We start from the raw sequence: 18,023 nt of genomic DNA, 5'->3' as shown, positions 1-18,023 counted from the left end.
CGGCGAGGTCACCCGGCGGCGACGGCCCACCCCAGCCAGACGGCGGGGAGGCCGGCGCCCAGGGAGATGCCCAGGGTCGCGGCGAACGGCTTCCACTCGCGCCGCTCGAGGAACACCCACAGCTCGAACGCGAGAGTCGAGAACGTCGTCAGCGCACCGCAGAAACCGATCCCGACGAGCGGCAGGACCCAGGAGGTGGCGTCGGGGAGGCCGGCGACCACCCCGAGGAGGAACGAGCCGACGAGGTTGACGATGAGGGTGCCCAGCGTGGTGCCGGCTCGGCTGTGCCTGCGGGCCCAGCGGTCGACGAGGAAGCGCAGGGGCGCGCCGACGGAGGCCCCGAGCGCGACGAGGAGCGCGGAGGTCAGGGTCATGGGCGCGGCCCGAACGTCCGCTCGCCGAGGGTGACCCCGAGGCCGACTGCGGCCAGCCCGACGACGACCGACCCCACGACGTACGCCGCGGCGAGGAGGCCGTGCCCGGCGGTGACCATGGTGCGCGCGTCGAGGGCGAACGACGAGAAGGTCGTCCAGCCACCGAGCACCCCGACCCCGAGGAACGGCCGCAGCAGAGGGTGGGGGCGGTCCATCGACAGCACCCACACCACCAGCACGCCCATGGCGAACGATCCGGTCACGTTGACCAGCAGGGTCGACCACGCGAACCCCCCGGTGGGGTGGGGCACGGCCGCGCCCACGGCGTACCGGCCCAGGGAGCCGAGCACCCCTCCGCCGGACAGGGCAGCAAGCAGCCCGACACGACTGCGGTGGGCGCGGCTTCGTGGGCGCGGGGTCATCAGCCGCGCTTGGTCTCCAGGAAGTCAGCGATCCGGCCGATCGCCTCGGTGAGCACCTCGACGTCGGGCAGGGTGACGAGGCGGAAGTGGTCGGGCTCGAACCAGTTGAAGCCCGTCCCGTGGGTAACCAGGATCTTCTTCTCCCGCAACAGGTCGATGACGAAGGCCTGGTCGTCGTCGATGGCGTAGACCTCGGGGTCGAGCCGGGGGAAGCAGTAGAGGGCGCCGTGCGGCTCGACGCACGAGACACCGGGGATCTCGTTGAGCAGCCGCCACGCGGTCTTGCTCTGCTCGTAGAACCGGCCGCCGGGGTGGATGTACTCCTCGATCGACTGGTAGCCGCCGAGGGCGGTCTGGATCGCGTGCTGCCCCGGGACGTTGGCGCACATCCGCATGTTGGCCAGGAGGGTGAGGCCCTCGAGGAAGTCGGCGGCCATCGACTTGGGACCCGAGACCATGACCCAGCCGGCGCGGTACCCGCACACCCGGTAGGCCTTGGACAGGCCGCTGAAGGTCAGGCACAGGACGTCGTCCCCGGCGAAGCTCGCCGTGTGGTGGTGCACCGGCCGGTGGTGCTCGTCGGCGAAGAGGATCTTCTCGTAGATCTCGTCGGACATGAGGACGAGGTCGTGGCGGCGGGCGATGTCGACCAGCCCGCGGACGACGTCCTCGCTGTAGACGGCGCCGGTCGGGTTGTTGGGGTTGATGACGACCAGGGCGTGGGTGTTGGGCGTGATCTTCGACTCGATGTCCTCGAGGTCGGGGTTCCAGCCGTTCGACTCGTCGCAGCGGTAGTGGACGGGGGTGCCGCCGGCCAGGGTCACCGCGCCGGTCCACAGCGGGTAGTCGGGCGCCGGGACGAGGACCTCGTTGCCGTCGTCGACGAACGCCGTGAGCACCATCGAGATGAGCTCGGAGACGCCGTTGCCGATGAAGACGTCGTCGACGTGGGTGTCGGTCAGCCCGCGCGACTGGTAGTAGTGCGCCACTGCGGTGCGCGCCGAGTAGATGCCGCGGGAGTCGCTGTAGCCCTGGGCGTTGGGCAGGTGGTGGACCATGTCCTGCAGCACGGCCTCGGGCGCCTCGAACCCGAAGGGCGCGGGGTTGCCGATGTTGAGCTTGAGGATCTTGTGCCCCTCGGCCTCGAGGCGCTGGGCCTCGACGAGGATCGGCCCGCGGACGTCGTAGCGGACCTGGTGCAGCTTGCGGGACTGGGTGATGCGGCGCACGGGTGCAGTGTTCCAGTTGACGGGTCGACTCGGCGCTCCCGCCGCAGGCGTGTCCCAACCCGCGGACCGTGTCTCGCGGTGTGATCTCGGGACCATGGGTGGTGGGGGTGGTGCGGTCGGCGTGCGAGGCTTGGCGGCTGTGACCTCACATGCGAACGCACCGCGCAAGGGCTGGGTGCCGCTGGCGCTCGCCGCCCTCGGCGTCGTCTTCGGCGACATCGGGACGAGCCCGCTCTACGCGGTGCAGACCGTGTTCTCCATCGACCACAACGCCGTCGCCACCACCCCCGGCGACGTGTACGGCGTGATCTCCCTGGTGTTCTGGTCGATCACCCTCGTGGTGAGCATCAAGTACGTCGTCTTCATCCTCCGGGCGGACAACGACGGCGAGGGCGGCGTGATGGCGCTGGCCGCGCTGGCGAGGAGCTCCGTGCGCCCGGGAGGTCGGCGCTTCGGGCTGGTCATGGTCCTCGGCGTCCTCGGTGCCTCCCTGTTCTACGGCGACAGCGTCATCACCCCGGCCATCTCGGTGATGTCGGCGATCGAGGGCCTGGCCGTGCCGGCCCCGGGCCTGGGCCACCTCGTCGTGCCCCTGGGCGCGGTCATCATCACCGGCCTGTTCGTCGTCCAGCGGTTCGGCACCCAGCTGGTGGGACGCTTCTTCGGCCCGGTCATGGTGCTGTGGTTCGCCGTGCTCGCGGTGCTGGGCATCGGGCAGGTCGTCCGCGACCCGGCCATCCTGCGCGGCCTGTCCCCGTCCTACGCCGTGCTCTTCGTGGTGGACCGGCCGTTCGTCGCGTTCGTGGCCATGGGCGCGGTGGTGCTGTCCATCACCGGTGCCGAGGCGCTGTACGCCGACATGGGCCACTTCGGCCGCTCACCGATCCGGCGGGCGTGGTTCTTCGTCGTCTTCCCGTGCCTGACGCTCAACTACCTCGGCCAGGGCGCGATGATCCTCGAGCACCCGACCTCGGCGCGCAGCCCGTTCTTCCTCATGGCCCCGGGCTGGGCGCAGGTGCCGCTCGTCGTGCTGGCCACCCTGGCCACGGTCATCGCGTCGCAGGCGGTGATCTCGGGGGCGTACTCCGTGTCGCGGCAGGCCGAGCGCCTCGGCTACCTCCCGCGCCTCACCGTGCGGCACACCTCCCGGGTCGAGCGCGGGCAGATCTACGTGCCGGCCGTGAACTGGACGCTGTTCGCCGGGGTGCTGCTCCTCCTCGTGACGTTCCGGTCCTCCGAGAAGCTCGCGACGGCGTACGGGCTCGCGGTGACGGGGACGTTCCTCATCACCACCACCCTGTTCCTCCTGCTGGCCGAGTCCGCCTGGGGGTGGAGCCGGGGTCGGCTCCTCCTGCTCGGGGTGCCGCTGGCGGTGCTCGAGCTGGTCTACTTCGGCGCCAACCTGACCAAGGTCGTGCACGGCGGCTGGCTCCCCATCCTCATCGCCGTCCTCGTCGCGACGGTCATGCTCACGTGGCAGCGGGGCCGGACCCTCGTGACCGAGCGCCGTGTCGAGAAGGAAGGGCCGTTGGGGCCGTTCGTCGAGTGGCTGGGCACCGACCCGGTGACGAAGGTCCCCGGGACCGCCGTGTTCCTGCACACCGACAAGGACACGACCCCGCTCGCGCTGCGGGAGAACGCCACCTTCAACCACGTGCTGCACGAGCACGTGCTCATCGTCACGACCCGGTCGGCCAACGTCCCCGTGGTCGCGCCGGACGACCGGTTCGAGGTGGACCCCCTCGGCGACCCGTACGACGCCATCGACCACCTGACGGTGAGCTTCGGCTTCCAGGAGGACCAGGACGTGCCGCAGGCGCTCGCGCAGGCGCGCGAGCGCGGTCTGGTCGACCTCGACCCGGCCGAGGCCTACTACTTCCTGTCCCGGATCAGCATCCAGCGGGGCGTCGGTCGCGAGATGCCCGCTTGGCGCAAGCGCCTCTTCGTCGGGCTGGCCCACAACGCGGCCTCGCCGACGGAGTACTTCCACCTGCCTGAGGACCGGACGGTCGCGATGGGCGCAGCGGTCGTCCTCTAGCCCGGCACGGGGGTCAGCCCAGGCTCTCCACGGTCGTCACGACCCGGGTCACCCCGGGCGTGCGCGGGGTCGAGGAGAAGCCGAAGCGGCAGGGCGGGTCCACCGGCGCGAGCGTGCCGAGCTCGGTGCCCCGCCACCGACCCGACAGGGACGTGACGCGGTGCAGGTCCTGGGCTGCGTACCACTCCCTGCGCCCCGACCGGGCCTGACCGCGGGTGCGGACCCCGCGCAGGACCACCCGGGCGACGGGGCCGACCAGCGTGGCGAACGCCGTGCTGTCGCCGACGCGTCCGGGTACGGCGCGCAACACCCTGCCCAGCGGAGCGCGGCCCCCGACCGTGAAGCGGGCGACGAGCTCACCGGCGCGGACGTCCCACCGTGAGCCCTCCGGGCTGCCGGCCCTCCCGAGCGTGACCGCGGCACTGACCGGACCCACGACGACCTCGTCGAAGACGTAGGTGTCGGCGACGAACCCGGCCACCTCCGGGCTGGGGGCCAGCAGGACGCGGTGGCCGTCGGCCTGCTCGAGCATGACGTCGGCGAAGGCGCCGAAGGGGGAGGAGGTCCAGCGACCGACCACGACCCGGGTGCCGCTGGAGCTGCCGACCCCGGCGATCTGGCCGCGGAAGCTCTGGCGTCCCTGCACCGGCCCACCCTGTCACGAGTCCGCAGCGACTGCCTCCAGCGGCAGCGGAGCAGCCCGCGGCGCCCCTACTCTTTCCCCATGCCGCCCACGACGCCCCACGGCGAGCTCGAGACGGAGCTCACCAGGCTGCTGCGCCGGGCCCGCAGCTCCCAGCAGCGCACCGCCACCGAGGTCCACCCGGACCTCGACCCCTCCGGGTACGCCGTGCTCGTCACCGTCCGTGACCTCGGCGACGCCGGCGGGGGCGCCCGCGGCGGCGACATCTCCGAGGCCCTCGGCCTCCACAAGTCGACCATGAGCCGCAACCTCGCGGTGCTCGAGGAGCTCGGCCTCATCGAGCGCGTCCCCGACCCGATCGACGCGCGCGCCCGCCAGGTCCGGCTCACGCCGTTGGGCTCCGAGGCGCTCGAGCGCTCGTTCCAAGGACGCCGCGAACGGCTGCGGGCGCAGCTGACGACGTGGGACCAGGGTGACATCGCCGAGCTGGCGCGGCTCCTGAAGCTGCTCAACGACACCGCCCACTGATCCGCCGCCTCCGGGGACTGTTCCCCCGGGCTGTCCTCCGGGTCCACTTCCGGGGCCCACCCCGGCATTCGTACCCGGGCCGCACCCCACCGGTGTTCCGCGGTCTCCGCGACAAGTTGCATAGGGCAACCAAGGAGGTTTATGGTTGTGTTCTGCAACCAAAGGAGTAGCCGTGGTCACCAGCTTCGCGACCAGGCCCGCCGCAGGCACCGACCGTCCTGACGGGCCAGCCGAGGTCATCGCCGCCCTCACCAGCCTCATCCGCGCCAGCCGGGCGGTCGCCCGCCAGCGGCACGACCAGCTCGGTGCGTCGGGCACCCCCGTCGCCGTCCTCAAGGCGCTGTCCCGCGCCACCGGTGGCCGCGACCGCCCGGGGGACCTCGCCGTCGCCGCGGGCGTCGCCCCCTCGGTCGTCAGCCGGGTCCTGCCGCGCCTCGAGGAGGACGGCCTCGTCACCCGCGAGCGCGACGAGCACGACGCCCGGTCCTGCCACATCATCCTCACCGACTCGGGGCGCGAGCAGCTGGCCGCCATCCAGCGCGAGTACGCAGAGCTCCTCGGCGCCGCCCTCGACGGCGTTCCGGAGGAGGAGGTCGAGCGGATGCCCGGCACCCTCGCCCACCTCGAGCAGGCGCTCCTGCGGGCCGCAGCCCAGGGCGCACCCCGCCACAGCGGGCTCGCCCCCAGCCTGCGCCCCGCCACCACGAACCACCCCACCACCGAAAGCCAGTGATGTCCGCCACCACCGCCTCCGCGCCACCCCGCCAACCGGTCGTGCGACCCGCCGCCGACGAGATGAGCCACAAGCAGATCCTCGAGGCCATGACCGGCCTGCTCGCCGGACTGTTCACCGCCCTCATCAGCAGCACCATCGTCTCGACCGCGCTGCCCACCATCATCGGCGACCTGCACGGCACCCAGCGCCAGTACACGTGGGTCATCACCGCGTCGCTGCTCGCCACCACCGTGAGCACCCCGATCTGGGGCAAGCTCTCAGACCTGTTCAGCAAGAAGCTGCTCGTCCAGCTGTCCCTGGGCGTCTTCGTCCTCGGCTCCATCGCCGCGGGACAGTCGCACAGCGTCGGCTTCCTCATCGCCTGCCGCGTCGTCCAGGGCCTCGGCATGGGCGGGCTCACCGCCCTGACCCAGTCGATCATGGGCGCGATGATCGCCCCGCGTGAGCGCGGGCGGTACTCCGGCTACATGGGTGCCGTCATGGCAGTCTCGACCGTGAGCGGCCCGCTCCTCGGTGGCTTCATCGTCGACAGCGGCCTGGGCTGGCGCTGGACGTTCTACGTCTGCGTCCCGCTCGCGATCATCGCCATGTTCATCCTCCAGGCGACCCTGCACATCACCACGCCCAAGCGGATGCCGAAGATCGACTACCTGGGCGCCGTGCTCATCGCCATCACCTCGTCGCTGCCCCTCCTGTGGGTCACCTTCGCCGGGCAGGACTTCCCGTGGTGGTCGACGCAGACCGGGCTCTACCTCGGCGGCACCCTCGTGGGCCTCGCCCTGACCATCGCCGTGGAGCTGCGGGCGGCCGAGCCGATCATCCCGATCCGGCTGCTGCGCAACCTCACCACCGGCCTGGTCATCGTCGCCAGCGTCGCGGTCGGGGTCGCCATGTTCGGCGGCACGACCTTCCTCACCCAGTACTTCCAGATCTCCCGTGGCTACACGCCGACCCACGCCGGCCTGCTCACCATCCCGCTCATGGGCGCCCTGCTGGTGTCCTCGACCCTCGGTGGCCGGTTCGTGAGCAACACCGGCAGGTGGAAGGGGATCATCATCGTCGGCGGCGTCTTCCTCACCGTCGGCCTCGCCTGGCTCGGCCAGCTCGACCACACCACCCCCATGTGGCAGATCGGCACGGCCATGGCCCTCATGGGCCTCGGCATGGGCGCGATGATGCAGAACCTCGTCCTGGCCGTGCAGAACTCGGTCGACGTCCGTGACATCGGTGCGGCCTCGGCGAGCATCGCGTTCTTCCGCACCCTCGGTGGCGCGATGGGCGTCTCGGTCCTCGGGGCCGTGCTCGCGAACGGCGTCCGCGACCACATCGTCGAGGGGCTCAAGGCGCTCGGCCCCAAGGCCGCAGCGGCCGCCCAGTCCGGCGGTGGCACCGGGACGCTCGACGTCAAGGACATGCCGGCACCGGTGCGCGAGATCGTCCGCGCCGCCTACGGCGACTCCACCGGCCACATCTTCCTCATCGCCGCGGTGGCCGGCCTCGTCGCCCTCCTCGCCGTGCTCTTCGTCAAGGAGACGCCGCTGCGCACCACCGTCTCGATGGGGGACGAGGCGGCCACGGCCGCCGCGACCGGTACGGGTGCCCCCGCCCTGGCGGAGGCCGTCCAGGCTGCTCCCGAGGACGGAGCGCCCGAGACCGGGACCGCGTCGGAGGTCCAGCCGGAGCCCGCGTCGGAGCCCGTGGCCGAAGCCCGGACCGAGCTGCGCGCCCGCCGCGCCCTCGCCCAGGAGTCGCCCTCCGAGTCGCACGAGCTCAAGGCGCTCGCCGCCCTCGACGTGCTGACCTCGGCCCAGGACGAGGTCCGTGCCCGGGTGCGCTCCGGCGACGACGCCATCGTGGCCGCGCGGGACCTGCTCCAGGGCCTGGGCCGCGACGTGGACGCGGCGCTCGGCCACTTCCACACCGGGTTGGCCGCCGTCATCCACGAGCTCGAGCACCCCGCCGAGGGTCGTCACTCCCAGCACCGGGCGGCCGACGCGCTGCACGACCTGGAGTTCACCCTCCTGCGCAGCACGCAGGCGACCGCCGACCACGTGGTGGCGGCCGCCCACGCCGAGGCGGAGGCGATCATCGCCCGGGCGAGGCTCGAGGCGGAGCGCACCAGCGAGCTGGCCCAGCGCAGCCGCCAGCCGTGAGGCGACCAGCAGGGCGCCGCAAGGCCTCCTGAGTGGGCACGAAGGGCGGGAACCCGGGTGGGGTTCCCGCCCTTCGTGCTCGCCGGGCTGGACGAGGAGGAGCCGAGAGGGGAGACGACGGGGGTGACGAGCCCCACGCCTCCACGGCGTTCCGGGGCTACCGATCGGTAACTAGGCTCAGGCCCCATGACGACGTCGCTGAGCGGGACCACGATCATCATGTCCGGCGGCAGCCGCGGCATCGGCCTGGCCATCGCCACGAGGGCGGCCCGCGACGGGGCCAACATCGCCCTGGTCGCCAAGACGGACCGGCCCGACCCGCGCCTGGCCGGCACCATCCACACCGCCGCCCGGGCGATCGAGGAGGCCGGCGGCCACGCGCTGCCGATCGTCGGGGACATCCGTGACGACGAGACGATCGCCACGGCGGTCGAGCAGACGGTGGCGCAGTTCGGCGGCATCGACGTCGTCGTCAACAACGCGAGCGTCCTCAACCTCAGCCACTCGGTCGACCTCGACCCGAAGCGCTACGACCTCATGCAGGACGTCAACGTGCGTGGGACGTTCATGCTGACCCGGGCCGCCATCCCGCACCTGCTCGCCTCGCCGAACCCCAAGGTCCTCACGCTGAGCCCGCCCATCAACCTCGACCCGCGCTGGCTGAGCGGGCACCCCGCCTACACGATGGCGAAGTACGGGATGACCCTGGCGGCCCTCGGGTTCGCGCACGAGCTGGGCGCCAAGGGCATCTCCTCGACCTGCCTGTGGCCGGCCACGCTCGTGGCCACGGACGCCATCGGCAACCTGCCCGGCGGCGACCAGATGGTCAAGGTGTCGCGCCGCCCCGAGATCGTCGCCGACGCCGCGTACGAGGTGTTGGTGACGCCGGGCCAGGCCCTCAACGGGCAGACGGTCGTCGACGAGGAGCTGCTGCGCTCGCGCGGGGTCGAGGACTTCGCTCCGTACTCCATGACCGGTCGTGACGAGGGCCTCGCGCCCGACCTGTTCATCGGCTGAGGCGGCAGCTCAGAGCTCGGTGAGGCGCCCCGCCTCGAGGTGCCAGCGGCGGGTGGCGCGCACGTCGGCGAGCATCCGGCGGTCGTGGGTCACGAGCAGCACCGTGCCGCCGAAGGAGTCCAGGGCCTGCTCGAGCTGCTCGATCGCCGGGAGGTCGAGGTGGTTGGTCGGCTCGTCGAGGACCAGCAGGTTGACCTCGCGGGCCTGCAGGAGCGCCAGGGCGGCGCGGGTGCGCTCGCCCGGGGACAGCGACGCCGCAGGCCGGTGGACGTGCTCGCTGCCGAGCCCGAACTTCGCCAGCAGGGTGCGCACCTGCGCATCGGGCCAGTCGGGCAGCGCCTCGCCGAACGCCCGGGCGAGCGGCTGGGGACCGAGGAACAGGGCGCGCGCCTGGTCGACCTCGCCCAGGCGGACCGACGAGCCGAGGCCGGCGGTCCCCTCGTCCACCGGGATGGTGCCGAGCAGGGCGCCGAGCAGGGTCGTCTTGCCCGAGCCGTTGGCGCCGGTGATGACGACGCGGTCGGCCCAGTCGACCTGGGCGTCGACCGGTCCGAGGGTGAAGCCGCCCCGGCGCACCACGGCCTGCGAGGCGGAGGCCACCACCGAACCCGATCGCGGCGCCGCGGCGATGGTCATGCGCAGCTCCCACTCCTTGCGCGGCTCCTCGACCACCTCGAGCCGCTCGATCATCCGCTCCGTCTGGCGGGCCTTCGCCGCCTGCTTCTCGGCCGACTCGGCGCGGAACGCGGGGATGAACTTGTCGTTGTCGGTCTTCTTGCGGCGGGCGTTGCGAACGCCGACGGTCATCCAGTTGCGCTGGGTGACTGCGCGCTGCTCGAGCCGCTCCTTGGTGTCGGCGAACTCCTCGTAGGCCTCTCGCGCGTGCCGCCGGGCCACCTCGCGCTCGGCGAGGTAGCTGTCGTAGCCGCCCTCGTAGACGGCCACCTGCTGCTGCGCGAGGTCGAGCTCGACCACGCGGGTGACCGTGCGCGCGAGGAACTCCCGGTCGTGGCTGATGATGACGGCGGGGCTCCGCAGGCCGCTGACGAACTGCTCCAGCCGCTCGAGACCATCGAGGTCGAGGTCGTTGGTGGGCTCGTCGAGCAGCAGCACGTCGTAACGCGACAGCAGCAGTGCCGCCAGCCCCGCACGGGCGGCCTGGCCCCCGGACAGCGCGCTCATCGGCGTCCCGAGGTCGACCCCGAGCCCGAGGGAGGCCGCCGTCACGGCGCTCCGCTCGTCGAGGTCGGCACCGCCCAGGGCGAGCCACGTCTCCAGCGCGGCGGCGTACCGGTCGTCGGCGCCGGGCGCGCCGTCGGCGAGGGCGTCGGCGGCCGCGTTCATGGTCGCCTCGGCGTCGGCGACGCCCGTGCGGCGGGCCAGGAAGCCGGCGACCGTCTCGCTGGGCCGGCGCTCCGGCTCCTGCGGGAGGTGCCCGACGGTGGCGGTGGGAGGGCTCAGCGAGACCGAGCCGTTCTCCGGCTCCAGCTCGCCGGCGAGCAGCCGCAGCAGGGTGGACTTGCCGGCGCCGTTGGCCCCGACGAGCCCGACGACGTCGCCGGGGGCGACGACCAGGTCGAGGTCGGAGAACAGGGCGCGGGCGCCGTGGCCGGCGGCGAGGTCGGTGGCCTTGAGGGTGGCACTCATGTCGCCAGCGACGGTACCCGGGCGGGCCCCCTCGCCGACACCGGGTTTCCGTCCACCGAACCCGCCGGACACGGGGTTGTGGGATGGCCCCCTGCACGGTGGGATGGCAACCATGACAACGCTGTCGCACGCCGTCGGCGAGACGGAGCCGCCCCTGCTCGAGCAGACCATCCCCGACAACCTCGACGCCACGGTCGCGCGGTTCGGGGACCGTGAGGCCCTCGTCGACGTGGCGCAGGGGACCCGGTGGACGTATGCCGAGCTCGGCGCCGAGGTGGAGCTGCTCGCCCGCGCGCTGCTCGCCGCCGGCGTGGCCAAGGGCGACCGGGTCGGGATCTGGGCGCCGAACGGCGCGCAGTGGACGCTCGTGCAGTACGCCACCGCCAAGATCGGCTCGGTCCTGGTCAACATCAACCCGAGCTACCGCACCCACGAGCTCGAGTTCGTCCTCAACCAGGCGGGCATCTCCCACCTCTTCCTCGCCGAGTCCTTCAGGTCCAGCGACTACGTGGCGATGCTGGAGGAGGTCCGCGACCGCTGCCCGGCGGTGGTCGGGGCGTACGTCCTGGGCCGCGAGAGCTGGGACGCCCTGCTGGCCCGGGCCGGCGAGGTCACCGTCGAGCAGGTGGCGCAGGTGCAGGCGGGCCTCGACCGCCACGACCCGATCAACATCCAGTACACGTCGGGCACCACCGGGTTCCCGAAGGGGGCGACCCTCAGCCACCGCAACATCCTCAACAACGGCTACTTCGTGGGCGAGCTGTGCCGCTACACCGAGGCCGACCGGATCTGCATCCCGGTGCCCTTCTACCACTGCTTCGGCATGGTCATGGGCAACCTGGCGGCCACCACCCACGGTGCCGCGATGGTCATCCCGGCGCCCGGGTTCGACCCCGCCGCGACCCTGCGGGCGGCGGCCGAGGAGAGGTGCACCTCGCTGTACGGCGTGCCCACGATGTTCATCGCGGAGTGGTCGCTCCCGGACTTCGCGGAGTACGACCTGTCCTCGGTGCGCACCGGCATCATGGCCGGATCTCCCTGTCCTGCAACGATGATGACCAAGCTCATCGAGGCGGGGATCACCGAGATGACCATCGCCTACGGCATGACCGAGACGTCGCCGGTCTCGACGCAGAACCGCACCGACGACACCTTCGAGCAGAAGGTCGGCACGGTCGGGCGCGTCGGGCCGCACCTGGAGATCAAGGTCGTCGACCCGCTCACGGGGGAGACGCTGCCGCGGGGCCAGGCCGGGGAGTTCTGCACCAAGGGATACTCGGTGATGCTCGGCTACTGGGAGCAGCCCGACAAGACCGCCGAGGTGCTGGTCGACGGCTGGATGCACACCGGCGACATCGCCGTCATGGACGAGTCGGGCTACGTCCAGATCACCGGCCGCATCAAGGACATGGTCATCCGCGGTGGCGAGAACATCTACCCGCGCGAGGTCGAGGAGTTCCTCTACACCCACCCCGATATCCTCGACGCCCAGGTCATCGGGGTCCCGGACGAGAAGTACGGCGAGGAGCTGTGCGCGTGGATCCGCATGCGTGACGGGGCCGAGCCGCTCGACGCGGAGGCCGTGAGGGCGTTCGCGACGGGTCAGCTCGCCCACTACAAGATCCCGCGCTACGTCATGGTCGTCGAAGAGTTCCCGATGACCGTGACGGGCAAGGTGCGCAAGGTCGAGATGCGGGAGAAGTCAGTGGCTGACCTCGGGCTCGGCGGCTGACCCCGCCCGGTCCGCTGAGCGGCCGGCGGCCTGGCCGGCCGCGCGGTCGGCCGGGTGGCTCGGCCACCAGAACCGCTCGCCGAGCAGGCTGACCACCGCCGGGACCAGGACCGACCGCACCAGGAGCGTGTCGAGCAGGACGCCGAACCCGACGATCACACCGATCTGCGCCAGCTGCACCAGGGGCAGCACCCCCAGGACCGCGAACACCGCCGCCAGCAGGATGCCGGCGCTGGTGATGACGCCACCGGTGACCGCCAGCGCCATGACGATCGACTCGCGGGCGTGCGAGCCACCGGCGGCCTCCTCGCGCGCCCGGGTCGTGAGGAAGATGTTGTAGTCGACGCCGAGCGCGACGAGGAACAGGAACGCCAGCAGCGGGGTGCTGACGGCCAGTGGCGGGTAGTCGAGCAGGTGCTGGAACGCGAACCAGCTCGCGCCCATGCTCGCGACGTAGGTGGCGATCACGGTGGCCACGAGGACCAGCGCCGCCACGACCGAGCGCAGCAGGAGCAGCAGCACGACGACCACGATCCCGAGAATGAGCGGGAACAGCAGCCACCGGTCGCGGTCGGCGGTGGTGCGGGCGTCGAGGGCCTCGGCGTCGGTGCCGCCCACGAGGGCGTCGGCACCGGGTACGGCGTGCACGGCGGTGCGCAACGCCCGCACCTGGTCGAAGGCCTTGGTCGTCCCCGGTGAGGCGTCGAGGACCGCGCTCAGCTCGACGAGCTGGTCACCACCGCCGGCCTTGCGGACCTCCTGCACTCCGGCCACGCCCTGGGCGGCCTTCGTGACGGCGTCCGCGGTCGAGGCCCTGGCGATGATGGTCGCGGGCTCGCTCGTCCCGGCCGGGAACGCGGCGGCGAGCTGCTCCTGACCGACGACCGCCTCCGGCTTCTCGAGGAACTGCTCGTTGGGCGACTGGCCGACCGACAGGCTGAGCCCGCCGAGGGCCAGGGTGACCAGCACCGCCACGGCGGCGAGGCCGACGACCACGGGACGGCCGGTGACGGCGTCGCCGAGGCGACGCCACACCCCGGCGTGGCTGGGGTCGAGGGTGCCCACACGGGGTACGAAGGGCCAGAAGAGGCGGCGGCCGAAGAGGACCATGGCGGCCGGGAGCACGAGCAGCGCGTAGAGGAGGGCGACCGCGATCCCCATGGCGCCGGCGTACCCGAGCGACTGGGCGAAGGGGTCCTCGGCGAGGCCGAGGCTGAGCAGGGCGAGGATCACGGTGCCGCCGCTGGCCAGGATCGCCGGGGCGGCCGAGCCCAGCGCGGCACGCATGGCGTCGTGGCGGTCCTCGGTGCGCCGCAGCTCCTCCCGGTAGCGGGCGATGAGCAGCAGCGCGTAGTTGGTGCCCGCGCCGAAGACGAGCACCGAGGTGATGCCGGTGACGGCGCCGTCGGCGCGGACCTCGCTGATGCGGGAGAGCACGGTGAGCGCCTTGCTCGCGACCTGGTCGCCGGTGCCGACGACGGTCAGCGGCACCAGCCACAGCCACGGGCTGCGGTAGGTGACCAGGAGCAGGAGGGCGACCACGCCGGCGGTGGCGCCGAGCAGGCGGATGTCGGCTCCGTCGAAGACCGCGCCGATGTCGGCCCCGAACGCAGGGCCGCCGGTGACCGTGGCGGTGAGGCCCTGCGGCAGGCCTTCGCGGACCGCGGCACGCAGGGCCTTGACGGCCTCGGAGTTGTCGCCGTCGGGCAGGTCGGCCTTGAGGGGCACGAGGACCAGGGCGGTGCCCTTGTCCTTCGACAGCTGCGGCGGGATCGTCGTGGCCGGGGCCCCGCCGCCCGCGCCCGCGCTGGTGGGCGCCCACTTCTGGACGGCGGCGACGGCCCGGGCTCGCGAGGCCTCGACGGCCTGGGTGTCGACCTCGCCCGAGGCGGCCTTGTAGACGACGATCGCCGGGGTGACGCCACTGGAGGGGAGCTGCTCGCGCAGGGCGGCGACCTGGGCCGCCTCGGCGCTGTCGGGCAGTGAGGCGGCCGTGGTGGAGACCGCCTTGGGCTGACCGGCGAAGGCAAAGGCGGCCGCGGAGACGAGCACCGCCGCCACGACGACCAGCCACTTCACGCGGGGCCCCACCAGCCTGCCGAGGACGCGCCCCGCCCCCGAGAACCCATGTCCGCCACTCACGTCGTCTCCTCCATCGCAGTGATGCACTTCTATCGAGAAATAGTTCTATCATGGAAACAGTAGCGTGCGGCACAATGTCGCGCGAGCCCAGTGAGAGGAGGGACCCGTGACAGAGCCCGGACAGGTACCGGTGACGCGGTCGAGCGAGTCCTCCGCGCGCCTGGGTGCCCCCGGCCGTCCCCTGCGGGGTCCCCGACCGCAGGGGCCCGCGCTGTCGCTGGAGATCATCGACGCGCTGCGCGCCTTCGCCACGGAGATGGACCGCTACATCGACACCCGCGGCGGTGCGGTGGGGCTGCACCGCACCGACCTCAACGCCCTGGCCCACGTGCTCGAGGCCCGGCGGTCCGGAGGCGAGCTCTCGCCCGGCGAGCTGGCCCACCGCCTGTCGCTCAGCCCGCCGGCCACCTCCGCCCTGCTGCGCCGGCTCGAGTCCGTGGGCCACGTCCGGCGCACGCACAGCGAGGTCGACCGGCGCCGGGTCGCCGTGGAGATGACCGACGAGGCGATGGAGGTCGCCGGCGGCATCTTCGGGCCGATCGGCTCGACGATGCGCGAGACGATCGCGTCCTACTCGGTCGCCGAGCGCGAGACGGTGCTGCGCTTCCTCACCGATGCCGTCGAGGCGGTCGAGCGCGCCACCGCCACCGGGGTCGAGGACCCGCCGGGAATGGCTTGACGCGCACCGTCGTTCTGTAGATAGTTGAATATTGAACGACAAGGAGAGTCGAGATGCCTGCTGTCACCGTCGCCGACCTGACCGTGCTCCCGCGCGTCCCCGCGCCGGCGCCCACGGCCGTCCAGCGCCCGGTCCGCGCCCTGTCCAGCGCCCCGGGTGGCCTCGAGGGTGAGGGGTTCCCGGTGAAGCGCGCCTTCGCCGGCGTCGACCTCAAGGACCTCGACCCGTTCATCCACATGGACGAGATGGGGGCGGTGGAGTACGCGCCGGGTGAGCCCAAGGGCACCCCGTGGCACCCGCACCGCGGCTTCGAGACGGTGACCTACATCATCGACGGGATCTTCGACCACCAGGACTCCTTCGGTGGCGGCGGCACGATCACCAACGGAGACACCCAGTGGATGACCGCCGGGTCGGGCATCCTGCACATCGAGGCGCCGCCGGAGCAGCTCGTCGTCAGTGGTGGCCTGTTCCACGGCTTCCAGCTCTGGGTCAACCTGCCTCGCGTCGACAAGCTCAGGGCGCCGCACTACCAGGACCTGCGCTCCTCCGAGGTCGGCCTGCTCACCTCGGCCGACGGCGGCACGCTGCTGCGCGTCATCGCCGGTGAGGTCGGCGGCATCACGGGGCCGGGCTCGACCCACACCCCGATGGCGATGGTGCACGCGACCGTGGCCCCCGGCGGCGAGCTCGTCCTGCCCTGGCGCAAGGACTTCAACGCGCTCGTCTACGTCATGAGCGGGGACGGGTTCGTCGGTCCCGACCAGACCCCGATCGGTCCCGGCCAGCTCGCGGTGCTCGGGAAGGGTGACGCGCTGCGCGTCTCCTCGGCCCGCACCCAGCAGGAGCGGTACGCGGCGGGGCTCGACCTGCTCGTCCTCGGCGGCCTCCCGATCCGTGAGCCCGTCGCCTGGGCCGGCCCGTTCGTCATGAACAACCGCGCCGAGCTCGTGCAGGCGTTCGAGGACTACCAGGCCGGCCGCCTGGGTCAGCCCGTCCCGCACGGCGACGTGGGCGGCACCGCCTGAGGATGCGTTACGATACGGTACGGACCGTATCGTAATGAAGGGAGTGCGCCATGAGCACGCACACCACGCAGTCCCTGGGCCGGCACCGGGCCGGCCGCTATCCCCACGACTACCTGCACAGCGACCGCACCTACGAGGAGTCCCAGCGCGAGATCGGCGCCGGGCTCCTCCTCGGGGCGGTCACCCTGGTCGTCCTGATGGCCCTGATCGTCAACGGCCTGGCCTTCTGAGGCGCAGGACCCCACGTGCGAAGGCCCCCACCCGGTCGGGTGGGGGCCTTCGCCGTGCGGTCGGCCGCTCGGGTCCGCGGAGGGTCGCCTAGCCCTCGGGGAGTGCCGCGAAGGCGGCCTTCGTGTCGCGGTACCAGCCGAGCGAGCGCTTCGGGTGGCGCCAGCGGCCCTTCATCTCCTCGTGGGCCGGCAGGTGCACGGTGTCGCCAGCCTTGGCGGCGTCCTTGAGGTGCCGGTCCTGGGCCTTGATGACGTCGTCGGCCGTGGCGCCGTGGTGCTGGTGCTCGCAGGGGCCACCGAGCTGGCGGCAGGTCATGGTCTTCATCTGTGTCCCTCCTGGTTCGGGCTTCTCTGGTCGGAGACTGCGGGTTCGGGCTGTTGTGGTTCGTGCTCCCGGTGTGTGGCTCCACCTGGTTGACGTCCCAGCCATCGCAAAGGTGACGGCCGGGCGCCGGGTGCTCAGTCGCGCGGCACCGCGCCGTCCCGGCGGGCCACCCGGGAGAGGACGTCCGGTCCGGCGCGGAAGGTGATCTGCGTGACGACCCCGTCGTCGACGGTGAAGTCGAAGAGGACCTTCGCCTCGCCACGCAGGTACCACGCGGCGGCCGGGCGGTCGTCGATGACGACGGGCAGCGCGGACTGCGCCGAGCCGTTGAAGAAGGTCGCGACCTCCTGCCGCCCCTCGATCCGCTCCGGCGTGCCGGCGAGGACTGCCGCGTCGTCAGCGGTCACGACCGCATCGGGCGCGAGCAGCTGGACGAGCCGCGTGAAGTCGCCGCGTCGGGCGGCCGACATGAACGCGTCGACGACCTCCCAGTCGGCCAGGGCGTCCTCGGGCGCCGGCTGGCGGACCTTGGCCCGGGCGCGGGACGCGAGCTTGCGGGCTGCGGTGGGCGTGCTGTCCAGCACCGCGGCGATCGTGGAGAACTCGAACCCGAAGGTGTCGTGCAGGACGAACGCCACCCGCTCCTGCGGCGAGAGCCGGTCGAGCACCACCTGCAGGGCGACCCCCACGGTGTCGGCGAGCACGACGTCCTCGGCCGGGTCCGGCGCCCGCTCGGCCACCTCGACCTCCGGGACCGGGACGGACCGACGGGCGCGCAGCCGGTCGAGGCACAGCCGGGTGGTCACCGTGGTCAGCCAGGCGGGCAGGCTCTCGATGTCGCCGTCGGCGGTGTGCAGCCGCAGCCAGGCCTGCTGCACCACGTCCTCGGCCTCGGCCGGGTCGGCCAGCACCCGGGTGGCGAGGCCCACCAGCCTCGGCCTCTCGGCCATGAAGACTTCGGTTCGGTCCACGGTGACGACCCTTCCACGATCGGATGCTCCTGCCCCCATGACGCGTCGGGGTCCCCGAGTGTGACCGGCGGCCTCGATGCGGTGCGAGCGGGCCGGGCCGCCCGGCGGGTCCGGATGCCGTCCACGTCG

Annotated in this window: 17 protein-coding genes; 9 read left to right on the top strand and 8 right to left on the bottom strand. The window is 72.3% G+C overall.

Going from position 1 to position 18,023, the window contains the following annotated elements; translation table 11 throughout:
• Positions 1-8: 8 nt before the first annotated feature.
• The 3 genes from ABEA42_RS02880 to ABEA42_RS02870 are packed head-to-tail and all read right to left on the bottom strand — an operon-like array spanning position 9 to position 2,025.
• Positions 9-374, bottom strand: coding sequence for a fluoride efflux transporter FluC (locus ABEA42_RS02880; protein ID WP_345501041.1), 366 nt, complete (start codon positions 372-374; stop codon positions 9-11).
• Positions 371-796, bottom strand: coding sequence for a fluoride efflux transporter FluC (locus tag ABEA42_RS02875; RefSeq protein ID WP_345501039.1), 426 nt, complete (start codon positions 794-796; stop codon positions 371-373). Before ABEA42_RS02875 ends, ABEA42_RS02880 begins: the two co-directional genes overlap by 4 nt.
• Positions 796-2,025, bottom strand: coding sequence for a pyridoxal phosphate-dependent aminotransferase (locus ABEA42_RS02870; RefSeq protein ID WP_345501038.1), 1,230 nt, complete (start codon positions 2,023-2,025; stop codon positions 796-798). The genes ABEA42_RS02875 and ABEA42_RS02870 overlap by 1 nt, the downstream gene beginning before the upstream one ends.
• Before the next feature lie 139 nt (positions 2,026-2,164).
• Here ABEA42_RS02870 and ABEA42_RS02865 point away from each other — a divergent pair, with 139 nt between their 5' ends.
• On the top strand, positions 2,165-4,063 hold the full coding sequence (locus tag ABEA42_RS02865; RefSeq protein WP_345501037.1) for a potassium transporter Kup: 1,899 nt from the start codon (positions 2,165-2,167) through the stop codon (positions 4,061-4,063).
• A gap of 13 nt (positions 4,064-4,076) precedes the next feature.
• On the opposite strand, the gene ABEA42_RS02860 is transcribed toward ABEA42_RS02865, so the two are convergent.
• Entirely contained in the window at positions 4,077-4,709 is a 633-nt protein-coding gene (locus ABEA42_RS02860; protein ID WP_345501036.1) for an HAD family hydrolase, read from the bottom strand.
• Positions 4,710-4,787: 78 nt separating this feature from the next.
• On the opposite strand from ABEA42_RS02860, the gene ABEA42_RS02855 reads away from it, so the two are divergent.
• The 4 genes from ABEA42_RS02855 (at position 4,788) to ABEA42_RS02840 (ending at position 9,140) form a co-directional block, all read left to right on the top strand.
• Positions 4,788-5,234: a MarR family winged helix-turn-helix transcriptional regulator gene (locus ABEA42_RS02855; protein ID WP_345501035.1), complete on the top strand. Its 447-nt coding sequence runs from the start codon at positions 4,788-4,790 to the stop codon at positions 5,232-5,234.
• Positions 5,235-5,406: 172 nt separating this feature from the next.
• A complete protein-coding gene (locus tag ABEA42_RS02850) occupies positions 5,407-5,967 on the top strand; it encodes a MarR family winged helix-turn-helix transcriptional regulator (RefSeq protein ID WP_345501033.1) in 561 nt (186 codons plus the stop codon).
• Complete coding sequence (locus ABEA42_RS02845; RefSeq protein WP_345501031.1) at positions 5,967-8,123, top strand: MDR family MFS transporter; 2,157 nt, start codon at positions 5,967-5,969, stop codon at positions 8,121-8,123. Before ABEA42_RS02850 ends, ABEA42_RS02845 begins: the two co-directional genes overlap by 1 nt.
• A 186-nt stretch (positions 8,124-8,309) precedes the next feature.
• Positions 8,310-9,140, top strand: a complete 831-nt coding sequence (locus ABEA42_RS02840) for an SDR family oxidoreductase (RefSeq protein WP_345501029.1) — start codon at positions 8,310-8,312, stop codon at positions 9,138-9,140.
• Positions 9,141-9,149: 9 nt separating this feature from the next.
• Here the strand turns inward: ABEA42_RS02840 and ABEA42_RS02835 are convergent, their stop codons facing one another.
• Positions 9,150-10,787, bottom strand: coding sequence for an ABC-F family ATP-binding cassette domain-containing protein (locus ABEA42_RS02835; RefSeq protein WP_345501027.1), 1,638 nt, complete (start codon positions 10,785-10,787; stop codon positions 9,150-9,152).
• Positions 10,788-10,890: 103 nt separating this feature from the next.
• Between ABEA42_RS02835 and ABEA42_RS02830 the strand changes: the two genes are divergently transcribed.
• Complete coding sequence (locus ABEA42_RS02830) at positions 10,891-12,519, top strand: AMP-binding protein (protein WP_425571974.1); 1,629 nt, start codon at positions 10,891-10,893, stop codon at positions 12,517-12,519.
• Here the strand turns inward: ABEA42_RS02830 and ABEA42_RS02825 are convergent.
• Complete coding sequence (locus tag ABEA42_RS02825; RefSeq protein WP_345501024.1) at positions 12,490-14,661, bottom strand: MMPL family transporter; 2,172 nt, start codon at positions 14,659-14,661, stop codon at positions 12,490-12,492. The genes ABEA42_RS02830 and ABEA42_RS02825 overlap by 30 nt on opposite strands.
• Before the next feature lie 106 nt (positions 14,662-14,767).
• On the opposite strand from ABEA42_RS02825, the gene ABEA42_RS02820 reads away from it, so the two are divergent.
• Genes ABEA42_RS02820 through ABEA42_RS02810 form a run of 3 tightly spaced genes read left to right on the top strand, consistent with a single transcriptional unit; the run spans position 14,768 to position 16,598 of the window.
• Entirely contained in the window at positions 14,768-15,340 is a 573-nt protein-coding gene (locus tag ABEA42_RS02820; protein WP_345501022.1) for a MarR family winged helix-turn-helix transcriptional regulator, read from the top strand.
• Positions 15,341-15,393: 53 nt separating this feature from the next.
• Positions 15,394-16,368: a pirin family protein gene (locus tag ABEA42_RS02815; protein ID WP_345501020.1), complete on the top strand. Its 975-nt coding sequence runs from the start codon at positions 15,394-15,396 to the stop codon at positions 16,366-16,368.
• A gap of 50 nt (positions 16,369-16,418) precedes the next feature.
• Complete coding sequence (locus ABEA42_RS02810) at positions 16,419-16,598, top strand: hypothetical protein (protein ID WP_345501019.1); 180 nt, start codon at positions 16,419-16,421, stop codon at positions 16,596-16,598.
• Positions 16,599-16,686: 88 nt separating this feature from the next.
• Here the strand turns inward: ABEA42_RS02810 and ABEA42_RS02805 are convergent, their stop codons facing one another.
• Positions 16,687-16,923: a hypothetical protein gene (locus tag ABEA42_RS02805; RefSeq protein ID WP_345501018.1), complete on the bottom strand. Its 237-nt coding sequence runs from the start codon at positions 16,921-16,923 to the stop codon at positions 16,687-16,689.
• Positions 16,924-17,057: 134 nt separating this feature from the next.
• Entirely contained in the window at positions 17,058-17,894 is an 837-nt protein-coding gene (locus tag ABEA42_RS02800; RefSeq protein WP_345501016.1) for a sigma-70 family RNA polymerase sigma factor, read from the bottom strand.
• Between the last annotated feature and the right edge of the window lie 129 nt (positions 17,895-18,023).

It is taken from the genome of Pedococcus ginsenosidimutans (assembly GCF_039544395.1).
In the GTDB taxonomy this organism is placed as follows: domain Bacteria; phylum Actinomycetota; class Actinomycetes; order Actinomycetales; family Dermatophilaceae; genus Pedococcus; species Pedococcus ginsenosidimutans.
Note: the sequence above shows the minus strand (reverse complement) of the source record. Positions and strands in the feature narration are given on the sequence as shown.